This window comes from Pseudomonas sp. ES3-33 (assembly GCF_000952175.1).
Lineage (GTDB): Bacteria > Pseudomonadota > Gammaproteobacteria > Pseudomonadales > Pseudomonadaceae > Aquipseudomonas > Aquipseudomonas gregormendelii.
In genome coordinates this window covers 268501-285036 of the sequence record NZ_JZRI01000074.1, presented here as the reverse complement: position 1 = coordinate 285036, position 16536 = coordinate 268501, and the positions used below count along the sequence as shown (strand labels likewise).

Genomic DNA, 16536 nt, shown 5'->3' with positions numbered 1-16536 from the left:
CCACACACTGACAAATACTGACTAACCCATTAGGCTGCCGGAATCACTTCTGGCCTGGAATATCCGATGCCCATTGTCTACCACCTGGCACTGCCAGCATTGTGCCTGTCGCTGATCCTGCCTTGCGCGTTTTCCGTCAAGGCGGCCGACCCGGCCCCTGCTGCTGATTCCCCTGCTGCATCTGCGCCAACGCAACGCCAACCGCTGCTTGAGCGTAGTCAGGAAGACGCGGCCGCACTCGAACGCACCTTGCCCGCTCAGGAACAGCAACAGCTGCAAGCGGGCAGCGAGACCTTCCTGGCGCTGTGGAAGCCGGCGAATACTGCAGAGCCCAAAGGTGCGGTGATTATCGTCCCGGGCGTCGGCGAGACAGCTGACTCACCGCAAGCGATCGGCCCATTGCGTCGTAAATTACCGGATGCCGGCTGGAGCAGCCTGAGTATCACCTTGCCAGACCTGCAAAGCGACGCCATTGCCCCTCGCGTCCTCGAAGTGCCCCCGGCGATCAAGGCCCCTGACACAGGGACCAAGGATTCGACCACTTCCACGCCCATCGAACAGGCCGCCGGCGGCGAGGCCGATGTGGCAGACAAGGCTGTGGTCGAAAGCGTCGACGAACAGCGAAGGGTCGATGCCGAACGGATTTTCGCGCGAATAGACGCGGCAGTGGCCTACGCCGAAGGGCAAAGCGCTCGCAGCATCGTCGTGCTGGGACATGGCACCGGCGGCTACTGGGCAGCCCGATACCTGAGCGAGAAGCAGCCACCGCAGGTCGAGAAGCTGGTAATGGTCGCGGTCAAGACGCCGGCATCCACCAAGCCCGAGCTGGTCGAGCTGACCTCGACGCTCAAACTGCCCACCGCAGATATTTTCTACATGGACAAGCCGCTGGACCGCGATGAAGCGCTCAAGCGATTGCAGGCGAGCAAGCGGCTGAAGACGGCAGCGTTCAGCCAGGTTTCGTTGAAAGCCTTGCCAGGAAATGCCAAGGATCAACAAGAGCAGCTGGTCCGCCGGGTGCGGGGTTGGTTGAGCCCTCAGCCGGCGGGATGAAAACGCTAGCGAAAATCCCGACGCTGACGGATTACCGTGTAGGCGTTATGCAACTCGCGGGTTTTGTCCGTCGCCTCGCGCACCTGCAACGTGGTTGCCCCACTGCCGGCGATCTTGTCCGGATGATGCCGACTCAGCAGACGACGGTAGGCGCGCTTGATCTGCGCCGGCTCACTGGTAGCCGACACCCCCAGCAGCCGCATCGCGTCCTGATAGGTCAGCGCGCTGCTGATCGCAGGTCGTTTCTGCGGTTCATATTCGCTCGCCAGGGCCTGCACCTGCTGTGGCGTCCAGCCCAGCCAACGACCCCATTGGGCAATCAGCTCCAGCTCACTGCGACCGGCACGCCCATCCGCCCAGATCATGCGCCAACAGGCGCGCAACACGCCTTCGGCAGCGAAAGGTTGGGCGCTCAGGCGTTGCAGGTATCCGCGCAGCCGGTCATGTCCTGATTTGCCGCGATTGAATGCGACAATCGCCCGGCGTTGCGCGGACTCGGTCATTTCCAGCGATCGCATCTCCTCTCGGGCCTGCTGAATGTGACCTGCCACCACCTGTCCATCGCATTTGGCCAACCGCCCGAGCAGGATGAACAGCAGTTCATCGTTGCGCAGGACTGGCCGGCCGCCGAGCTTTTCCCGCAAGTGTCCCCAGCTCTGCAGCTGTAGACGCCGGTCCAGCGCCTGCCCCAATAGCGCGCCGAGCATGGCCCCCGGAATGCTGGCGATGGCAAAGCCCGCCCCGGCTCCAATCAGAGTCCCTGGCCACAGCATCTCAGCGACTCGCTTCTATCAAGGTTTCCACTTCTGCCAGGCGCTCGTGGGTGCCGACATCTACCCAGCGTCCATCGAGGCGTTCACCAGTCACCTGCCCCTGCGTCATGGCCGCGCGCAGCAACGGCGCCAGCTTGAACGCACCCGTTGAGCAATTTTTGAACAACTGCGGGTGCAGCACCGCAATCCCGCTGTAGGTCAGCGTCGCATCATCTGCTTGCCCGTCGCGCACCAGCCCGTCGCGCAGGCTGAAATCCCCGGCAGGGTGATGCGCGGGGTTGTCCGCCAGCACCAGGTGCGCCAGCCCGTCGATGGGGTGTTTCAACACGCTGAAGTCATAGTCGGTCCAGATATCGCCGTTGACCACCAGGAAAGCGTCGTCACCCAACAATGGCAGCGCTCGGAACATGCCGCCGCCGGTCTCCAGCGGTTCGCCTTCAGGCGAGTAGTGAATCCGCACGCCGTATTGCGATCCGTCACCCAGGTAGTTCTCGATCTGCTGGCCGAGCCAGGCATGGTTGATCACAATCTCGGTAAAACCGGCAATCGCCAGCGCCTTGAGATGATATTCGATCAACGGTATGCCGCCGGCACGCACCAGCGGTTTGGGAGTGGTCAGCGTCAGCGGGCGCATCCGTTCGCCCTTGCCTGCCGCGAGAATCATCGCCTTCATGCTTGAACTCCGGCACGCAAGCTATCAAGCAATGCACCCAGATCCGCCAGTTCCGGCCGGCGAGCGACCACAGCATCTATATAAGCAAAGAAGCGCGGCACGTCGGCCAGGTAGCGGGGTTTGCCATCACGGTGACAGATGCGGGCGAAGATGCCGATGACCTTCAGATGACGCTGCACGCCCATGAGGTCGCTGGCGCGCAGGAAGCTTTCGAAGTCCGATTGCACCGCAATGCCCAGGGCACCGGCCTGCTGCCAGTAATCTTCGAGCCAGCCGCGTACGCGTTCTTCGGGCCAGCTGAGAAAAGCGTCTTTGAACAGGCAAGTGACGTCATAAGTGACGGGGCCGTAGACCGCATCCTGGAAATCCAGCACGCCGGGATTCGGTTCGCTGAGCATCAGGTTGCGCGGCATATAGTCGCGATGCACCAGGACTTTTGGCTGCGCCAGCGCACTGTCGATCAACAGGTCGCTGGCCTGCTGCCACAGTGCCTGCTGGGTGGAGTCGAATTCGACGCCCAGTTCGTGCTTCACATACCAGTCCGGGAACAACTCCAGCTCACGGCGCAGCAAGGCCACGTCATAACTTGGCAGCGGCGCCACCATTGGCAGTTGCTGAAAGGCCAGCAAGGCTTGCAAGGCATCCTTGAACAAATCGTCGGCATTTTCGCTGTCGATCACGTCCAGGTAGGTCTTGTTGCCCAGGTCATTGAGCAAAAGAAAACCGCGTTCCAGGTCTTCGGCGTAAATTTTCGGCACATTGATGCCGGATTTCGCCAGCAAAAAAGCGATGTCAACGAAGGGTTTGCAGTTTTCCTGGGGCGGCGGCGCATCCATCACGATAAAGCTGCGGCCCGCGCCCTCCCAGCGGAAATAGCGCCGAAAACTCGCATCGCTACTGGCCGCAGTCAACGTGGCTGGGGGTACGGCTCCCCAGCCCTGCTCTGCAAAGAGGGTGGCCAACTGTTCTTCGAGCCAAACTTTCAGGTGTTGCAAACGTACATCTTGGTCAGGCATTGCAAGGGTCTCCGACGGCGCTAGCCGTCAAGCGGGTCATGCTTTATTATCCAGCATCTTTTTCAGACCATCGAGAGGCGTGCGGCCCACACCGCGGGCAGATGGCACGCAGGAAGCCCGGACTAATAAGATGGCATTGAAATCCCCCGCGTTTCGTAAAAAATTTCCGTTGTTGGTTACCGGCAGTCTGCTGGCCCTTCAACCTCTAGCCACTTCGTTCGTGGTCGCCGCGGAACAGTATGACTGCTCAGTCTCTGCTTCGGGTGCCTGGGACTGTGCGCCAAAATCCCCAGCCGCTGCTTTGCCACCTCGCCCCGTCCATGACGGCAGCGCGGTAAGTGCAAGCGGCGAGACGCCTGCCGACAGCGGTACGAGCGACGACACCGGCGCCAAACCGGCACTGGTGACCGAAGCCAAGGGCCGCGGCCTGAAGTCTCGCAGTGCAGACTACAGTCACCTCGACTGGGTTCCGCGCGAGAACCTCACCGCAGCGCAATTGGCTGAAACCGGCCCTTACTGCTCGGGTTCCTATATCGAACCCACTCGTCCTGGCATGAATGACAAGACGAATAAAAGTGACGCCCCGACCTTTATCGGCGCCAAGGCCTCTCGCTATAAGCAGGAAGAACAGGTTGCAGCACTGGCCGGTGACGTCGTCATGCGCCAGGGCAGCATGCAGGTCGAAGCCGACGAAGCCAACCTGTACCAGGCCGAGAGCCGCGGTGAGCTGAGCGGCAACGTGCGCATTCGCGACAATGGTGCCCTGATCGTTGGCGATCACGCCGATGTACAATTGGACACCGGTGAAGCCAAGGTCGACAACGCCGAATACGTTCTGCACAAATCCCGTATCCGCGGTAGCGCCCTGTACGCCAAGCGTGCCGAAAACGCGATCATCCGCCTCAAGGACGGTACGTACACCACGTGCGAACCGAACAGCAATGCCTGGCAGCTCAAGGGTAATAACATCACCCTGAACCCGGCCACCGGCTTCGGTACCGCGACCAACGTGACCTTGCGGGTCAAGGACATTCCGGTCCTGTACACGCCGTACATCTATTTCCCGATCGACGACCGTCGCCAGTCCGGCTTCCTGCCGCCGACCATCGGCACGGGCACCGATACCGGCTTCATGCTGGTAACTCCGTACTACTTCAACCTGGCACCGAACTACGACGCCACGTTGTACCCACGCTACATGAGCAAGCGCGGCCTGTTGATGGAAGGCGAGTTCCGCTACCTGACGCCGTCCAGCGAAGGACAGTTCGGCGCCGCGTACCTGAACGACGACGACACCGAGCGCAGCAAACAGACCGACTACGAAAAAACCCGCTACATGTACAACTGGCAGCACAAGGGTGGCCTCGACTCGCGTGTTCTCACGCAGGTCGATTACACCAAGATCAGCGATCCTTATTACTTCCAGGATCTGCAGACTGACCAGATTGGCGTGAAAAGCGCGGATTATGTGAATCAGCAGGGGTCGGTGACGTACCGCGGTGATAGCTATACCGCTCGCGTGAACGCTCAGGCTTATCAACTTGCTACTGTGTCGGACATCACTCCGTACGACCGTTTGCCGCAGATCACCTTCAACGGTGCGCTGCCCTATACTCCAGGCGGCCTGAATTTCACCTATGACACTGAACTCGTGCGATTCGACCGTGATTTGAAAAACGGCGATTTCTCGGACGAAGATGGCGTTGTGACTCCCCGTCTGGACAATAATGTTACCGGCCTCGCCCGCGCTACCGGCGATCGTTTAAATTTGGCGCCTGCCGTCAGCTTGCCACTGGATTGGTCATACGGTTTCCTGAAGCCAACGCTGAAGTATCAGTACACCCAGTATCAACTTGACTTGGACAGTATCGGCAAATCTCAAATTGCCACCCAGAATGCGGAACAGGACAAGCTCAACGGCACCTTCGACACCAATCAGAACCGTGGCGTGCCGATTGCTAGTATTGACAGCGGCCTTTATTTCGATCGCAAAACCACGTGGTTTGGCAAGAACTACAACCAGACTCTTGAACCGCGATTGTTCTATCTATATGTGCCTGAGACGGATCAGGAAGATATTCCTGTCTTCGACACCAGCGAATATACCTTCAACTATTCGTCGCTGTTCCGTGACAACCGCTTCTCCGGCTCCGACCGGGTCGGCGACGAAAACAAACTGTCCCTGGGCGTCACCAGCCGCTGGATCGAAGAAAACGGCTTTGAACGTCAGCGTATCAGCGTCGGCCAGGCGCTCTACTTCAAGGACCGTGAAGTCCAGTTGCCGGGTATCGATGCCAAGACCCGTGATGACGCGAGATCCAATGTTTCGCCCTACGCACTGGAATACGAATACCGCTGGAACCGTGACTGGCGCACCACTGCCGATTACAACTGGGACCCGGACAGCCGCAGCCCTCGCTCGGGTAGCGCGATGTTCCATTACCAGCCTGAAGACAACCCGAACAAGGTCATCAACGCCGGTTATCGTTATCGCAATGACCAGGTTCGTTACGACCAAACCTCCGGTAAATGGCAGGTTGGTGGCGGTGACTACGGAACCCCTGGCACGCCGGGCTACGTGAAGGACTACTACAAGATCCAGCAGCACGACTTCTCGGTTATCTGGCCGATCGTGCCGCAATGGAACGCTATCAGCCGCTGGCAGTATGACTACAACCGCAACCGTACCCTGGAAGCCTTTGGTGGCTTTGAGTACGACAACTGCTGCTGGAAACTGCGCGTGATCAACCGTTACTGGGTTGACTACGACGAAACCAGTCAAGACGCTCCGCAAAACGAAAAAGGCGACCATGGCGTCTTCCTCCAAATTGTTCTGAAGGGACTCGGCGGCCTCACCGGCGCCAAAGTAGAGAGCTTCCTCGACAAAGGCATCCAAGGTTATCGTGAACGTGAAGACCAAGCTTTCTGATTGTCTGCGCCCGCTCATGCTGGGCGCGCTGTTCCTGGGTACCGCGGCCAACGCCGCGGTGCAGTCCATCGATAGAGTGGTGGCCATCGTCGATAACGACGTGGTCATGCAGAGCCAGCTGGATCAACGGGTTCATGAAGTTCAGCAAACCATCGCCAAGCGTGGCGCCGCCGCGCCGCCGCCTGGTGTGCTGGACCAGCAGGTTCTTGAGCGCCTGATCGTCGAAAACCTGCAGTTGCAGATCGGCGAACGCTCCGGCATCCGCATTACCGATGAAGAACTGAACCAGGCTGTCGGCACCATCGCACAGCGCAACAACATGTCGGTGGATCAGTTCCGCGCCGCCCTGACACGTGACGGCCTGTCCTACGATGACGCACGTGAGCAGATTCGTCGCGAAATGATCATCAGCCGCGTGCGTCAGCGCCGTGTGGCGGAGCGCATCCAGGTGTCCGAGCAGGAAGTGAAGAACTTCCTCGCTTCCGACCTGGGCAAGATGCAGCTGTCCGAAGAGTTCCGCCTGGCCAACATCCTGATTCCTACACCGGAAAGCGCCAACTCTGAAGCGATTCAGAATGCTGCCAAGCAGGCAGACTCGGTTTACCAGCAGCTCAAGCAAGGCGCTGACTTTGGTCAATTGGCCATCGCCAAATCCGCCAGCGAAACCGCACTGGAAGGCGGCGACATGGGCTGGCGTAAAGCTGCTCAATTGCCACCACCGTTCGACCGCATGCTGAGCACCATGGCCGTGGGCGACGTGACCCAGCCGATGCGCACACCAGGGGGCTTCATCATCCTGAAGATCCTCGACAAGCGTGGCGGTGAAGCTCAGGTGCGTGACGAAGTGCATGTACGCCACATCCTGGTCAAGCCAAGTCCGATCCGTGACGAAGCGAAGACCAAGGCGCTGGTCGAGTCGCTCTACACCCGTATCGAGTCGGGCGAAGACTTCGCCGAGCTGGCAAAAAGCTATTCGGAAGATCCGGGTTCTGCCCTCAACGGCGGCGACCTCAACTGGATCGACCCGAACGCCCTGGTGCCAGAGTTCCGCGAAGTGATGGCCAATACTCCACAAGGCAAGCTGTCCAAGCCGTTCCAGACTCAATATGGCTGGCACGTCCTGGAAGTCCTGGGCCGCCGCGCTACCGACAGCACCAACCAGGCGCGCGAACAGCAAGCCATGACCGTACTGCGTAACCGCAAATACGACGAAGAGCTGCAAACCTGGTTGCGTCAGATCCGTGACGAAGCGTACGTCGAGATCAAACTCCCTGGTGCAGACCAGGCAGCGCAGTGAACCCCAAACGTTTCGCGCTGACACCCGGCGAGCCGGCGGGCATAGGTCCTGACCTGTGCCTGCTACTCGCCTCGCAAGCCCAGCCACACCCCCTGATTGCCATCACCAGCCGCGACTTGCTCATTGAGCGGGCCGCGCAACTGGGTGTGGCCGTTAATCTGCTGGCAGTGACACCGGACAGTTGGCCAGACGCCCCGGCGCCAGCCAACAGCCTGTATGTGTGGGACACCCCGCTCAATGCCAAGGTCACTGCCGGGCAACTGGACAAGGCCAATGCCGCTTTCGTCCTGGAAACCCTGACCCGCGCTGGCCAAGGCTGCCTGGACGGGGATTTCGCCGGCATGATCACCGCCCCGGTACACAAGGGCGTCATCAACGAGTCGGGCATCGCCTTTTCCGGGCACACGGAATTTCTCGCTGACCTGACCCACACGGCACAAGTGGTAATGATGCTCGCGACCCGTGGCCTGCGCGTGGCGCTGGTCACCACTCACCTGCCGCTGCGCGAGATTGCCGACGCAATCACGCCTGAGCGCCTGGAGCGCGTGACACGTATCCTGCACACCGACCTGAAAGAGAAATTCGGCATCGCCCAGCCACGCATCCTGGTTTGCGGGCTCAACCCGCACGCCGGTGAAGGCGGTCACCTGGGCCATGAAGAAATCGACATCATCGAACCTACATTAGAGCGCTTGCGCGGTGAGGGTATGGACCTTCGCGGTCCCCTTCCCGCCGACACTCTGTTTACCCCCAAATATCTGGAGCACTGCGACGCAGTGCTGGCGATGTACCACGACCAGGGCCTGCCGGTGCTCAAGTACAAAGGCTTCGGCGCGGCAGTCAATGTGACCCTCGGCTTGCCGATCATCCGCACGTCGGTCGACCACGGCACTGCCCTGGACCTGGCCGGCAGCGGCAAAATCGACACCGGCAGCCTGCAAGTCGCCCTGGAAACCGCCTACCAGATGGCCGAGACCCGTATATGACCGAGCATTACCAACACAAGGCGCGCAAACGCTTTGGCCAGAACTTCCTGCACGATGCCGGCGTCATCGACCGCATCCTGCGCTCCATCCATGCCAAGGCTGAAGATCGCCTGCTGGAAATCGGCCCCGGCCAGGGAGCGCTGACCCAAGGCCTGCTCAGCAGCGGCGGCCAGCTCGACGTGGTGGAACTGGACAAGGACCTGACCCCGATCCTCAACCAGCAGTTTGCCGGCAAGAGCAATTTCAACCTGCACCAGGGCGATGCACTGAAGTTCGACTTCAACAGCCTGAACGCAGCGCCTGCCAGTCTGCGTGTGGTCGGCAACCTGCCCTACAACATCTCTACCCCGCTGATCTTCCACCTGCTACACAACGCCCACCTGATCCGCGACATGCACTTCATGCTGCAAAAAGAAGTGGTCGAGCGCATGGCGGCAGGCCCGGGGGGCGGAGACTGGGGCCGTTTGTCGATCATGGTTCAGTATCACTGCCGGGTCGAGCATCTGTTCAATGTCGGCCCTGGCGCGTTCAATCCGCCGCCCAAGGTTGATTCGGCGATCGTGCGTCTGGTGCCTCACGCGGTGCTCCCGCATCCGGCAAAAGACCACAAGCTGCTGGAGCGCGTGGTTCGCGAAGCCTTCAACCAGCGTCGCAAGACCCTGCGCAACACCCTCAAGCTGCTGCTGAGCAATGACGAAATCGAAGCCGCCGGCGTTGATGGCAGCCTGCGTCCGGAGCAACTCGACCTGGCCGCCTTCGTGCGCCTGGCCGACAAGCTCAGCGAGCAGGTACCCCAGGCACCTGCTGCCGACTGACCAGCGATGAGCGCTATCGGGTAGGACGCCAGTCTGGTTTACTACCCGGTACTTGGCCTAGACTGACTCCCTCAGCTACGCCCCGCGTCCCGCTTCGTTTTTAAGGCCTCTTGCATGTCCGATCCTCGCTATCAGGTCGACGTCAGCGTCGTCACCCGCTATCTGGCAGAACAATCGCAACCCGAGCACGAACGCTTTGCCTTCGCCTACACCATCACCGTGCAGAACAATGGCCAGCTACCGGCCAAGCTGTTGTCGCGGCACTGGGTGATCACCGATGGCGACGGGCATGTCGAGGAGGTTCGCGGTGCGGGCGTCGTCGGCCAGCAACCGCTGATCGATCCAGGCAAGAGCCACACCTACAGCAGCGGCACGGTCATGACCTCCAAGGTCGGCACCATGCAGGGCACCTACGAAATGATTGCCGACGACGGCAAGCACTTCGACGCCGTCATTGCGCCGTTCCGCCTGGCGGTGCCCGGAGCCCTGCACTGATGGCAACGTACGCCGTCGGAGACCTCCAAGGCTGCCTTGACGCACTGCAATGCCTGCTCAAAAAAGTTGTCTTCGACCCGACTCATGACCGGCTATGGCTGGTCGGTGATCTGGTCAACCGTGGCCCGCAGTCGCTGGAAACCCTGCGCTTCCTCTACGGCATGCGCGAGTCGCTGGTATGCGTACTGGGCAACCACGACCTGCATTTGCTGGCAGCCGGGAGGAACATCGAGCGCCTGAAAAAAGGCGACACCCTGCGTGAGATCATCGATGCGCCCGATTGCGCAGACCTGCTGGACTGGTTACGCCAGCAAAAGCTCATGCATTACGACGAACAGCGCAACATGGCGCTGGTGCATGCGGGTATCCCGCCACAATGGTCGCTGCGCAAAGCCTTGAAATGTGCCGCCGAAGTCGAGACAGCCTTGCGCGACGACAACCTGTTGCCACCCTTTCTCGACGGCATGTACGGCAATGAACCAGCGAAATGGGATAGCGAACTCAAAGGCATCACGCGCCTTCGAGTAATCACCAACTATTTCACCCGCATGCGTTTCTGCACGGCCGAAGGCAAGCTCGACCTCAAGAGCAAGGAAGGCCTGGACTCGGCACCACCGGGCTACAAGCCCTGGTTCCAGCACAAAGAACGCAAGACCAAAGGCTTGAAGATCATCTTCGGCCATTGGGCAGCGCTGGAGGGCAACGTTGTGGAGCCGGGCATCTCGGCCCTCGACACCGGCTGCGTCTGGGGCGGCGCCCTGACCCTGATGAACGTCGACACCGGCGAACGCCTGTCTTGCAAATGCGACGCGCACGGCCATGTCGCCGCTGAGCCCATCGCCCCCACACTCACCGCATCATCGTCAGCCAGCATTCAGCGCTAGGCTACGCTTTCAGCCGAGCCACAGGAGCCCGCCATGAGCGAATTCAAACGTATCCCCCCAGAGCAGGCACAAACCCTGCGCGAACAAGGCGCTGTAGTGGTCGACGTCCGCGACCCCGCTACTTTTGCCGCGCTGCACATCGCAGGTTCCAGGCACCTGGATAACCACTCCCTGCACGCGTTCATCCAGGGCGCCGACCTTGATGCACCGACGGTCGTTGTGTGTTACCACGGCAATTCCAGCCAAGGCGCGGCCGCTTATCTGATCAGCCAGGGCTTCTCCGATGTCTACAGCATGGATGGCGGTTTTGAGCTGTGGCGTACGACTTATCCTGCGCAAACCGCGCAAGGCACCTCGGAATAATATTTTTGTAACGCGTAAGCCCCAGCCACTGTGGGCTAGCGCCGTGGCAGACGAACGGTCTGCCACAACTAATTGCGTATCTCGCCTTTACCTCCCGAATTCCCAACTATCCTTAAGCCCAGGCCATCCAAAACAGGGGAGAGCCGGTACACCGGCGCGCGGGTCATCGGGAGTAGCTTTCGGAGTCGTCAGCTCTGAAAGAGTTCTGGGGGGTAAACAGCGACCGCCTGTTCGGTTGCTGCCAGCATCGACTGAGTGATCCGGCGTCGGCTCCACGTATCGAGCGAGGTGACGTCATGAGTATCTTTAGCCACTTCCAACAACGCTTCGAGTCCACACGCCAGGAAGAACTCTCGCTGCAAGAGTATCTTGAGCTGTGCAAACAGGACCGCAGTGCCTACGTTTCTGCCGCCGAGCGTCTTTTGCTGGCCATCGGAGAACCGGAACTGCTGGACACCTCGACCAACTCGAGGCTGTCGCGAATCTTTTCCAACAAGGTGATCCGTCGCTATCCGGCCTTTGAAGACTTCCACGGGATGGAAGAATGCATCGACCAGATCGTGTCGTATTTCCGCCATGCCGCTCAGGGCCTGGAAGAGAAGAAACAGATTCTTTACTTGCTCGGCCCCGTCGGTGGCGGTAAATCGTCCCTGGCCGAGAAGCTCAAACAGCTGATCGAAAAAGTGCCCTTCTACGCGATCAAGGGCTCGCCGGTCTTCGAGTCACCCCTGGGTCTGTTCAACGCCACAGAAGATGGCGCGATCCTCGAGGAAGACTTTGGTATTCCCCGGCGCTACCTCAATACCATCATGTCGCCATGGGCCACCAAGCGCCTGGCTGAGTTTGGTGGCGACATCAGCCAGTTCCGTGTAGTGAAACTCTATCCGTCGATCCTCAACCAGATCGCCGTGGCCAAGACCGAACCTGGGGACGAGAACAACCAGGACATCTCGGCGCTGGTGGGCAAGGTCGATATCCGTAAACTGGAAGAATTCCCGCAGAACGACGCCGACGCCTACAGCTACTCGGGGGCCCTGTGCCGGGCCAACCAGGGCCTGATGGAATTCGTCGAAATGTTCAAGGCGCCGATCAAGGTGCTGCACCCATTGCTGACCGCTACCCAGGAAGGTAACTACAACAGCACCGAAGGCCTGGGCGCGATCCCGTTTACCGGGATCCTGCTCGCCCACTCCAACGAATCGGAATGGCACACCTTCCGCAACAACAAGAACAACGAAGCCTTCATCGACCGGATCTACATCGTCAAGGTGCCTTACTGCCTGCGCGTCAGCGACGAAGTGAAAATCTACGACAAGCTGCTGTTCAACAGCTCGCTGGCCAAAGCCCACTGCGCACCTGACACCCTGAAAATGCTCGCCCAGTTCACCGTGCTCTCGCGCCTCAAAGAGCCGGAAAACTCGAATATCTACTCGAAGATGCGGGTGTACGACGGCGAAAACCTCAAGGACACCGATCCGAAGGCCAAGTCGATCCAGGAATACCGTGACAATGCAGGCGTCGATGAAGGGATGAACGGCCTCTCGACCCGCTTCGCGTTCAAGATCCTGTCCAAGGTCTTCAACTTCGACCCGCACGAGATCGCCGCCAACCCGGTGCATCTGCTCTATGTGCTGGAACAACAGATCGAGCAGGAGCAGTTCCAGGCCGAAACACGCGAACGTTATCTGCGGTTCCTCAAGGAATACCTGGCCCCGCGTTACATCGAATTCATCGGCAAGGAGATCCAGACCGCCTACCTCGAGTCCTACAGCGAGTATGGGCAGAACATCTTCGATCGTTATGTGCTGTATGCGGATTTCTGGATCCAGGATCAGGAGTATCGCGACCCGGAAACCGGCGAGATCCTCAACCGTGTAGCGCTGAACGAAGAGTTGGAGAAAATCGAAAAACCGGCAGGCATCAGCAATCCGAAGGATTTCCGCAACGAAATCGTCAACTTCGTACTGCGTGCCCGTGCCAATAACAACGGCAAGAATCCGACCTGGCTCAGCTACGAAAAACTGCGGGTGGTCATCGAGAAGAAAATGTTCTCCAACACCGAAGACCTGCTGCCAGTCATCAGTTTTAATGCCAAGGCCAGCAAAGAGGACCAGCAGAAACACAACGACTTCGTTACACGAATGGTCGAGCGTGGATATACCGACAAACAGGTACGGCTGCTATCCGAGTGGTATCTGCGGGTGAGAAAGTCCCAGTAAGGGAGCTGCAGGCGGCAAACAACGAACCCTCCACAGATACGCGGTGTTTGCGTATTTGTGGCCATATGTCGCGCGCCGCTTGTTTCTGAAGCTTCTGTCTTGCAGCTTGAAGCTTATGACTCGAAGCTCCCCGGAGGGCCTATGAGCTATGTGATCGACCGACGTCTCAATGGCAAGAACAAGAGCACGGTAAACCGCCAGCGGTTTTTACGGCGCTACCGTGACCACATCAAGAAAGCCGTCGAAGAGGCGGTGAGCCGGCGCTCCATTACCGATATGGAACACGGCGAGCAGATCAGCATCCCTGGTCGCGATATCGATGAGCCAGTGCTTCACCACGGCCGTGGTGGCAAGCAGACCGTCGTGCACCCGGGCAACAAGGAGTTCACCAGCGGCGAGCACATTGCCCGTCCACCGGGCGGTGGCGGCGGCAGAGGGCCCGGCAAGGCCGGCAACTCCGGTGAGGGCATGGACGAATTCGTCTTCCAGATCACCCAGGAAGAATTCCTCGAATTCATGTTCGAGGATCTTGAACTGCCCAACCTGGTCAAGCGCAACCTGACCGGTACCGACACCTTCAAGACCGTCCGCGCGGGCATCAGCAACGAAGGCAATCCGTCGCGGATCAACATCATCCGCACCCTGCGCTCGGCCCATGCACGGCGTATTGCCCTGTCTGGCAGCAGCCGGGCAAAATTGCGTGAAGCCAAGGAGGAGTTGCTGAGACTGAAGCGGGATGAACCGGACAACTTCGGCGATATCCAGGAAATAGAGGCAGAAATCGAAAAACTCAGTGCGCGCATCCATCGCGTGCCTTTCCTGGACACTTTCGACCTCAAGTACAACTTGCTGATCAAGCAACCCAACCCCAGTTCGAAGGCGGTCATGTTCTGCCTGATGGATGTCTCAGGCTCCATGACCCAGGCGACCAAGGACATCGCCAAGCGCTTTTTCATCTTGCTGTACCTGTTCCTGAAACGTAACTACGACAAGATCGACGTGGTGTTCATTCGCCACCACACCAGCGCACGAGAAGTGGACGAGGAAGAGTTTTTCTATTCTCGCGAAACCGGCGGCACCATCGTTTCCAGCGCCCTGAAGCTCATGCAGGAGATCATGCAGGAGCGGTATCCAAGCAATGAGTGGAACATCTATGCGGCACAGGCCTCCGACGGGGACAACTGGAACGACGATTCACCGATTTGCCGCGACATCCTGATCAATCAGATCATGCCGTTCGTGCAGTACTACACTTATGTCGAGATTACCCCTCGGGAGCACCAGGCCCTGTGGTTCGAATACGAACGCATTGCCGAAGCCTTCTCTGACACTTTTGCCCAGCAACAACTGGTCTCGGCCGGGGATATCTATCCGGTCTTCCGTGAACTCTTCCAGCGCAGGTTAGTGACATGACCGCCAAAGAGCAGAAGCGCCAACCCATTTCCACCGGCTCCGAGTGGACGTTCGAGCTGATCCAGGCCTATGACCGCGAAATCAGTCGTATCGCCGCTCGCTACGCACTCGATACCTATCCCAACCAGATAGAAGTGATCACCGCCGAACAGATGATGGATGCGTATGCATCAGTGGGCATGCCGCTGGGCTATCACCATTGGTCCTACGGCAAGCACTTCCTCAGCACCGAAAAATCCTACAGCCGCGGCCAGATGGGGCTGGCCTACGAGATCGTGATCAACTCCGACCCGTGCATTGCGTACCTGATGGAAGAGAACACCATCTGCATGCAGGCACTCGTGGTAGCGCATGCCTGCTATGGCCACAACAGCTTCTTCAAAGGTAACTACCTGTTCCGCACCTGGACCGACGCCAGTTCGATCATCGATTACCTGGTGTTTGCCAAGCAGTACATCATGCAGTGCGAAGAGCGGCATGGCATCGACGCGGTGGAGGACCTGCTGGATTCCTGCCATGCGCTGATGAACTACGGGGTCGACCGCTACAAGCGCCCCTACCCTATTTCAGCCGAGGAAGAACGCCGCCGTCAGAAGGATCGCGAAGAGCATCTGCAGAAACAGATCAACGACCTGTGGCGCACCATTCCCAAAGGCGCGGACAAGTACAGCGAGAAGGACAATGCGCGCTTCCCCGCCGAACCTCAGGAAAATATCCTGTACTTCATCGAAAAACATGCACCGCTGCTGGAGCCCTGGCAGCGTGAGATCGTGCGCATCGTGCGCAAGATCGCCCAGTATTTTTACCCGCAACGCCAGACCCAGGTCATGAACGAAGGCTGGGCCACGTTCTGGCATTACACGCTGATGAACGACCTTTACGATGAAGGCCTCGTCACCGATGGTTTCATGATGGAGTTCCTGACTTCTCACACCAGCGTGGTCATGCAACCGGGCTTCGACAGCCCGTACTACAGTGGCATCAACCCTTATGCCCTGGGCTTTGCGATGTACCGCGACATCCGCCGCATGTGCGAAAGCCCTACCGAGGAGGATTACCGCTGGTTTCCAGACATTGCTGGTACGGACTGGCTTTCGAGCATCAAATTCGCCATGAGCAGCTTCAAGGACGAGAGTTTCATCCTGCAGTACCTGTCACCCAAAGTGATACGTGACCTGAAGCTGTTCAGCATTCTCGACGATGATCAAAAGGACGATCTGCTGGTTCCGGCCATTCACGACGAAGGCGGTTACCGCACCATCAGGGAGACCCTGGCGGCGCAGTACAACCTCGGCAATCGTGAACCCAACGTGCAGATCTACAGCATCGATCGGCGCGGCGACCGCTCCCTGACCCTGCGCCATCAGCAGCACGATCGCAAACCGCTGGGCGAGTCGACCGACGAGGTTCTCAAACATCTTCACAGGCTGTGGGGCTTCGATATTCATCTGGAAACCCTGCAAGGGGAGAAGGTGATGAAGACCCAACATGTGCCTCCCAAAGGCGAACACGCTGAAGGTGATTACGGCCGGCTGGACCTGGCTGTCATTCATCTTTGAACCCGTTTGTGCCTCCGGTGGTTCGACGCAAAGGTTATTCTGTCGAGCTAACGGAGGTTTT

General features: G+C 59.1%; 14 protein-coding genes. 11 read left to right on the top strand and 3 right to left on the bottom strand.

Going from position 1 to position 16536, the window contains the following annotated elements; all coding sequences use genetic code 11:
* The first annotated feature begins 66 nt into the window (after positions 1–66).
* Positions 67–1053 (top strand): alpha/beta hydrolase family protein, encoded by a 987-nt coding sequence (locus UB23_RS14375; protein ID WP_045059976.1) that lies wholly within the window; start codon positions 67–69, stop codon positions 1051–1053.
* Positions 1054–1058: 5 nt separating this feature from the next.
* Here UB23_RS14375 and UB23_RS14370 read toward each other — a convergent pair whose 3' ends face one another.
* From UB23_RS14370 to UB23_RS14360, 3 genes are read right to left on the bottom strand one after another with little or no spacing between them, the layout of a single operon-like run.
* The gene (locus UB23_RS14370) at positions 1059–1826 is read right to left on the bottom strand and encodes a DnaJ domain-containing protein (RefSeq protein WP_045059975.1); all 768 of its coding nucleotides are present in this window, start codon (positions 1824–1826) and stop codon (positions 1059–1061) included.
* Position 1827: 1 nt separating this feature from the next.
* Positions 1828–2499 carry an N-acetylmuramate alpha-1-phosphate uridylyltransferase MurU gene (gene murU, locus UB23_RS14365; protein ID WP_045059974.1) on the bottom strand — a complete coding sequence of 224 codons (672 nt, stop codon included), beginning with the start codon at positions 2497–2499 and terminating at the stop codon, positions 1828–1830.
* Complete coding sequence (locus UB23_RS14360) at positions 2496–3515, bottom strand: aminoglycoside phosphotransferase family protein (RefSeq protein WP_045059973.1); 1020 nt, start codon at positions 3513–3515, stop codon at positions 2496–2498. The genes murU and UB23_RS14360 overlap by 4 nt, the downstream gene beginning before the upstream one ends.
* A gap of 130 nt (positions 3516–3645) precedes the next feature.
* On the opposite strand from UB23_RS14360, the gene UB23_RS14355 reads away from it, so the two are divergent.
* The 10 genes from UB23_RS14355 (at position 3646) to UB23_RS14310 (ending at position 16475) form a co-directional block, all read left to right on the top strand.
* A complete protein-coding gene (locus UB23_RS14355; protein WP_045059972.1) occupies positions 3646–6444 on the top strand; it encodes an LPS-assembly protein LptD in 2799 nt (932 codons plus the stop codon).
* Entirely contained in the window at positions 6425–7741 is a 1317-nt protein-coding gene (gene surA, locus UB23_RS14350; protein ID WP_045059971.1) for a peptidylprolyl isomerase SurA, read from the top strand. The genes UB23_RS14355 and surA overlap by 20 nt, the downstream gene beginning before the upstream one ends.
* Positions 7738–8727 carry a 4-hydroxythreonine-4-phosphate dehydrogenase PdxA gene (gene pdxA / locus UB23_RS14345; RefSeq protein ID WP_045059970.1) on the top strand — a complete coding sequence of 330 codons (990 nt, stop codon included), beginning with the start codon at positions 7738–7740 and terminating at the stop codon, positions 8725–8727. The genes surA and pdxA overlap by 4 nt, the downstream gene beginning before the upstream one ends.
* Positions 8724–9542 (top strand): 16S rRNA (adenine(1518)-N(6)/adenine(1519)-N(6))-dimethyltransferase RsmA, encoded by an 819-nt coding sequence (gene rsmA / locus UB23_RS14340; RefSeq protein ID WP_045059969.1) that lies wholly within the window; start codon positions 8724–8726, stop codon positions 9540–9542. The genes pdxA and rsmA overlap by 4 nt, the downstream gene beginning before the upstream one ends.
* Positions 9543–9656: 114 nt before the next feature.
* A complete protein-coding gene (gene apaG / locus UB23_RS14335) occupies positions 9657–10037 on the top strand; it encodes a Co2+/Mg2+ efflux protein ApaG (protein ID WP_045059968.1) in 381 nt (126 codons plus the stop codon).
* Entirely contained in the window at positions 10037–10921 is an 885-nt protein-coding gene (locus UB23_RS14330) for a symmetrical bis(5'-nucleosyl)-tetraphosphatase (protein WP_045059967.1), read from the top strand. The genes apaG and UB23_RS14330 overlap by 1 nt, the downstream gene beginning before the upstream one ends.
* Positions 10922–10954: 33 nt before the next feature.
* Positions 10955–11284: a thiosulfate sulfurtransferase GlpE gene (glpE, locus tag UB23_RS14325; protein ID WP_045059966.1), complete on the top strand. Its 330-nt coding sequence runs from the start codon at positions 10955–10957 to the stop codon at positions 11282–11284.
* A 296-nt stretch (positions 11285–11580) separates the two neighbouring features.
* Positions 11581–13503: a PrkA family serine protein kinase gene (locus UB23_RS14320; RefSeq protein ID WP_045059965.1), complete on the top strand. Its 1923-nt coding sequence runs from the start codon at positions 11581–11583 to the stop codon at positions 13501–13503.
* 141 nt (positions 13504–13644) lie between these two features.
* A complete protein-coding gene (locus UB23_RS14315) occupies positions 13645–14916 on the top strand; it encodes a YeaH/YhbH family protein (RefSeq protein ID WP_045059964.1) in 1272 nt (423 codons plus the stop codon).
* On the top strand, positions 14913–16475 hold the full coding sequence (locus UB23_RS14310; protein WP_045059963.1) for a SpoVR family protein: 1563 nt from the start codon (positions 14913–14915) through the stop codon (positions 16473–16475). Before UB23_RS14315 ends, UB23_RS14310 begins: the two co-directional genes overlap by 4 nt.
* Positions 16476–16536 lie beyond the last annotated feature (61 nt).

Excerpts from the sequence above, each read along its gene's own strand:
- UB23_RS14375 (WP_045059976.1), top strand. The coding sequence starts at position 67 with ATGCCCATTGTCTACCACCTGGCACTGCCAGCATTGTGCCTGTCGCTG.
- UB23_RS14370 (WP_045059975.1), bottom strand. The coding sequence starts at position 1,826 with ATGCTGTGGCCAGGGACTCTGATTGGAGCCGGGGCGGGCTTTGCCATC.
- murU (WP_045059974.1), bottom strand. The coding sequence starts at position 2,499 with ATGAAGGCGATGATTCTCGCGGCAGGCAAGGGCGAACGGATGCGCCCG.
- UB23_RS14360 (WP_045059973.1), bottom strand. The coding sequence starts at position 3,515 with ATGCCTGACCAAGATGTACGTTTGCAACACCTGAAAGTTTGGCTCGAA.
- UB23_RS14355 (WP_045059972.1), top strand. The coding sequence starts at position 3,646 with ATGGCATTGAAATCCCCCGCGTTTCGTAAAAAATTTCCGTTGTTGGTT.
- rsmA (WP_045059969.1), top strand. The coding sequence starts at position 8,724 with ATGACCGAGCATTACCAACACAAGGCGCGCAAACGCTTTGGCCAGAAC.
- apaG (WP_045059968.1), top strand. The coding sequence starts at position 9,657 with ATGTCCGATCCTCGCTATCAGGTCGACGTCAGCGTCGTCACCCGCTAT.
- UB23_RS14330 (WP_045059967.1), top strand. The coding sequence starts at position 10,037 with ATGGCAACGTACGCCGTCGGAGACCTCCAAGGCTGCCTTGACGCACTG.
- glpE (WP_045059966.1), top strand. The coding sequence starts at position 10,955 with ATGAGCGAATTCAAACGTATCCCCCCAGAGCAGGCACAAACCCTGCGC.
- UB23_RS14320 (WP_045059965.1), top strand. The coding sequence starts at position 11,581 with ATGAGTATCTTTAGCCACTTCCAACAACGCTTCGAGTCCACACGCCAG.
- UB23_RS14315 (WP_045059964.1), top strand. The coding sequence starts at position 13,645 with ATGAGCTATGTGATCGACCGACGTCTCAATGGCAAGAACAAGAGCACG.
- UB23_RS14310 (WP_045059963.1), top strand. The coding sequence starts at position 14,913 with ATGACCGCCAAAGAGCAGAAGCGCCAACCCATTTCCACCGGCTCCGAG.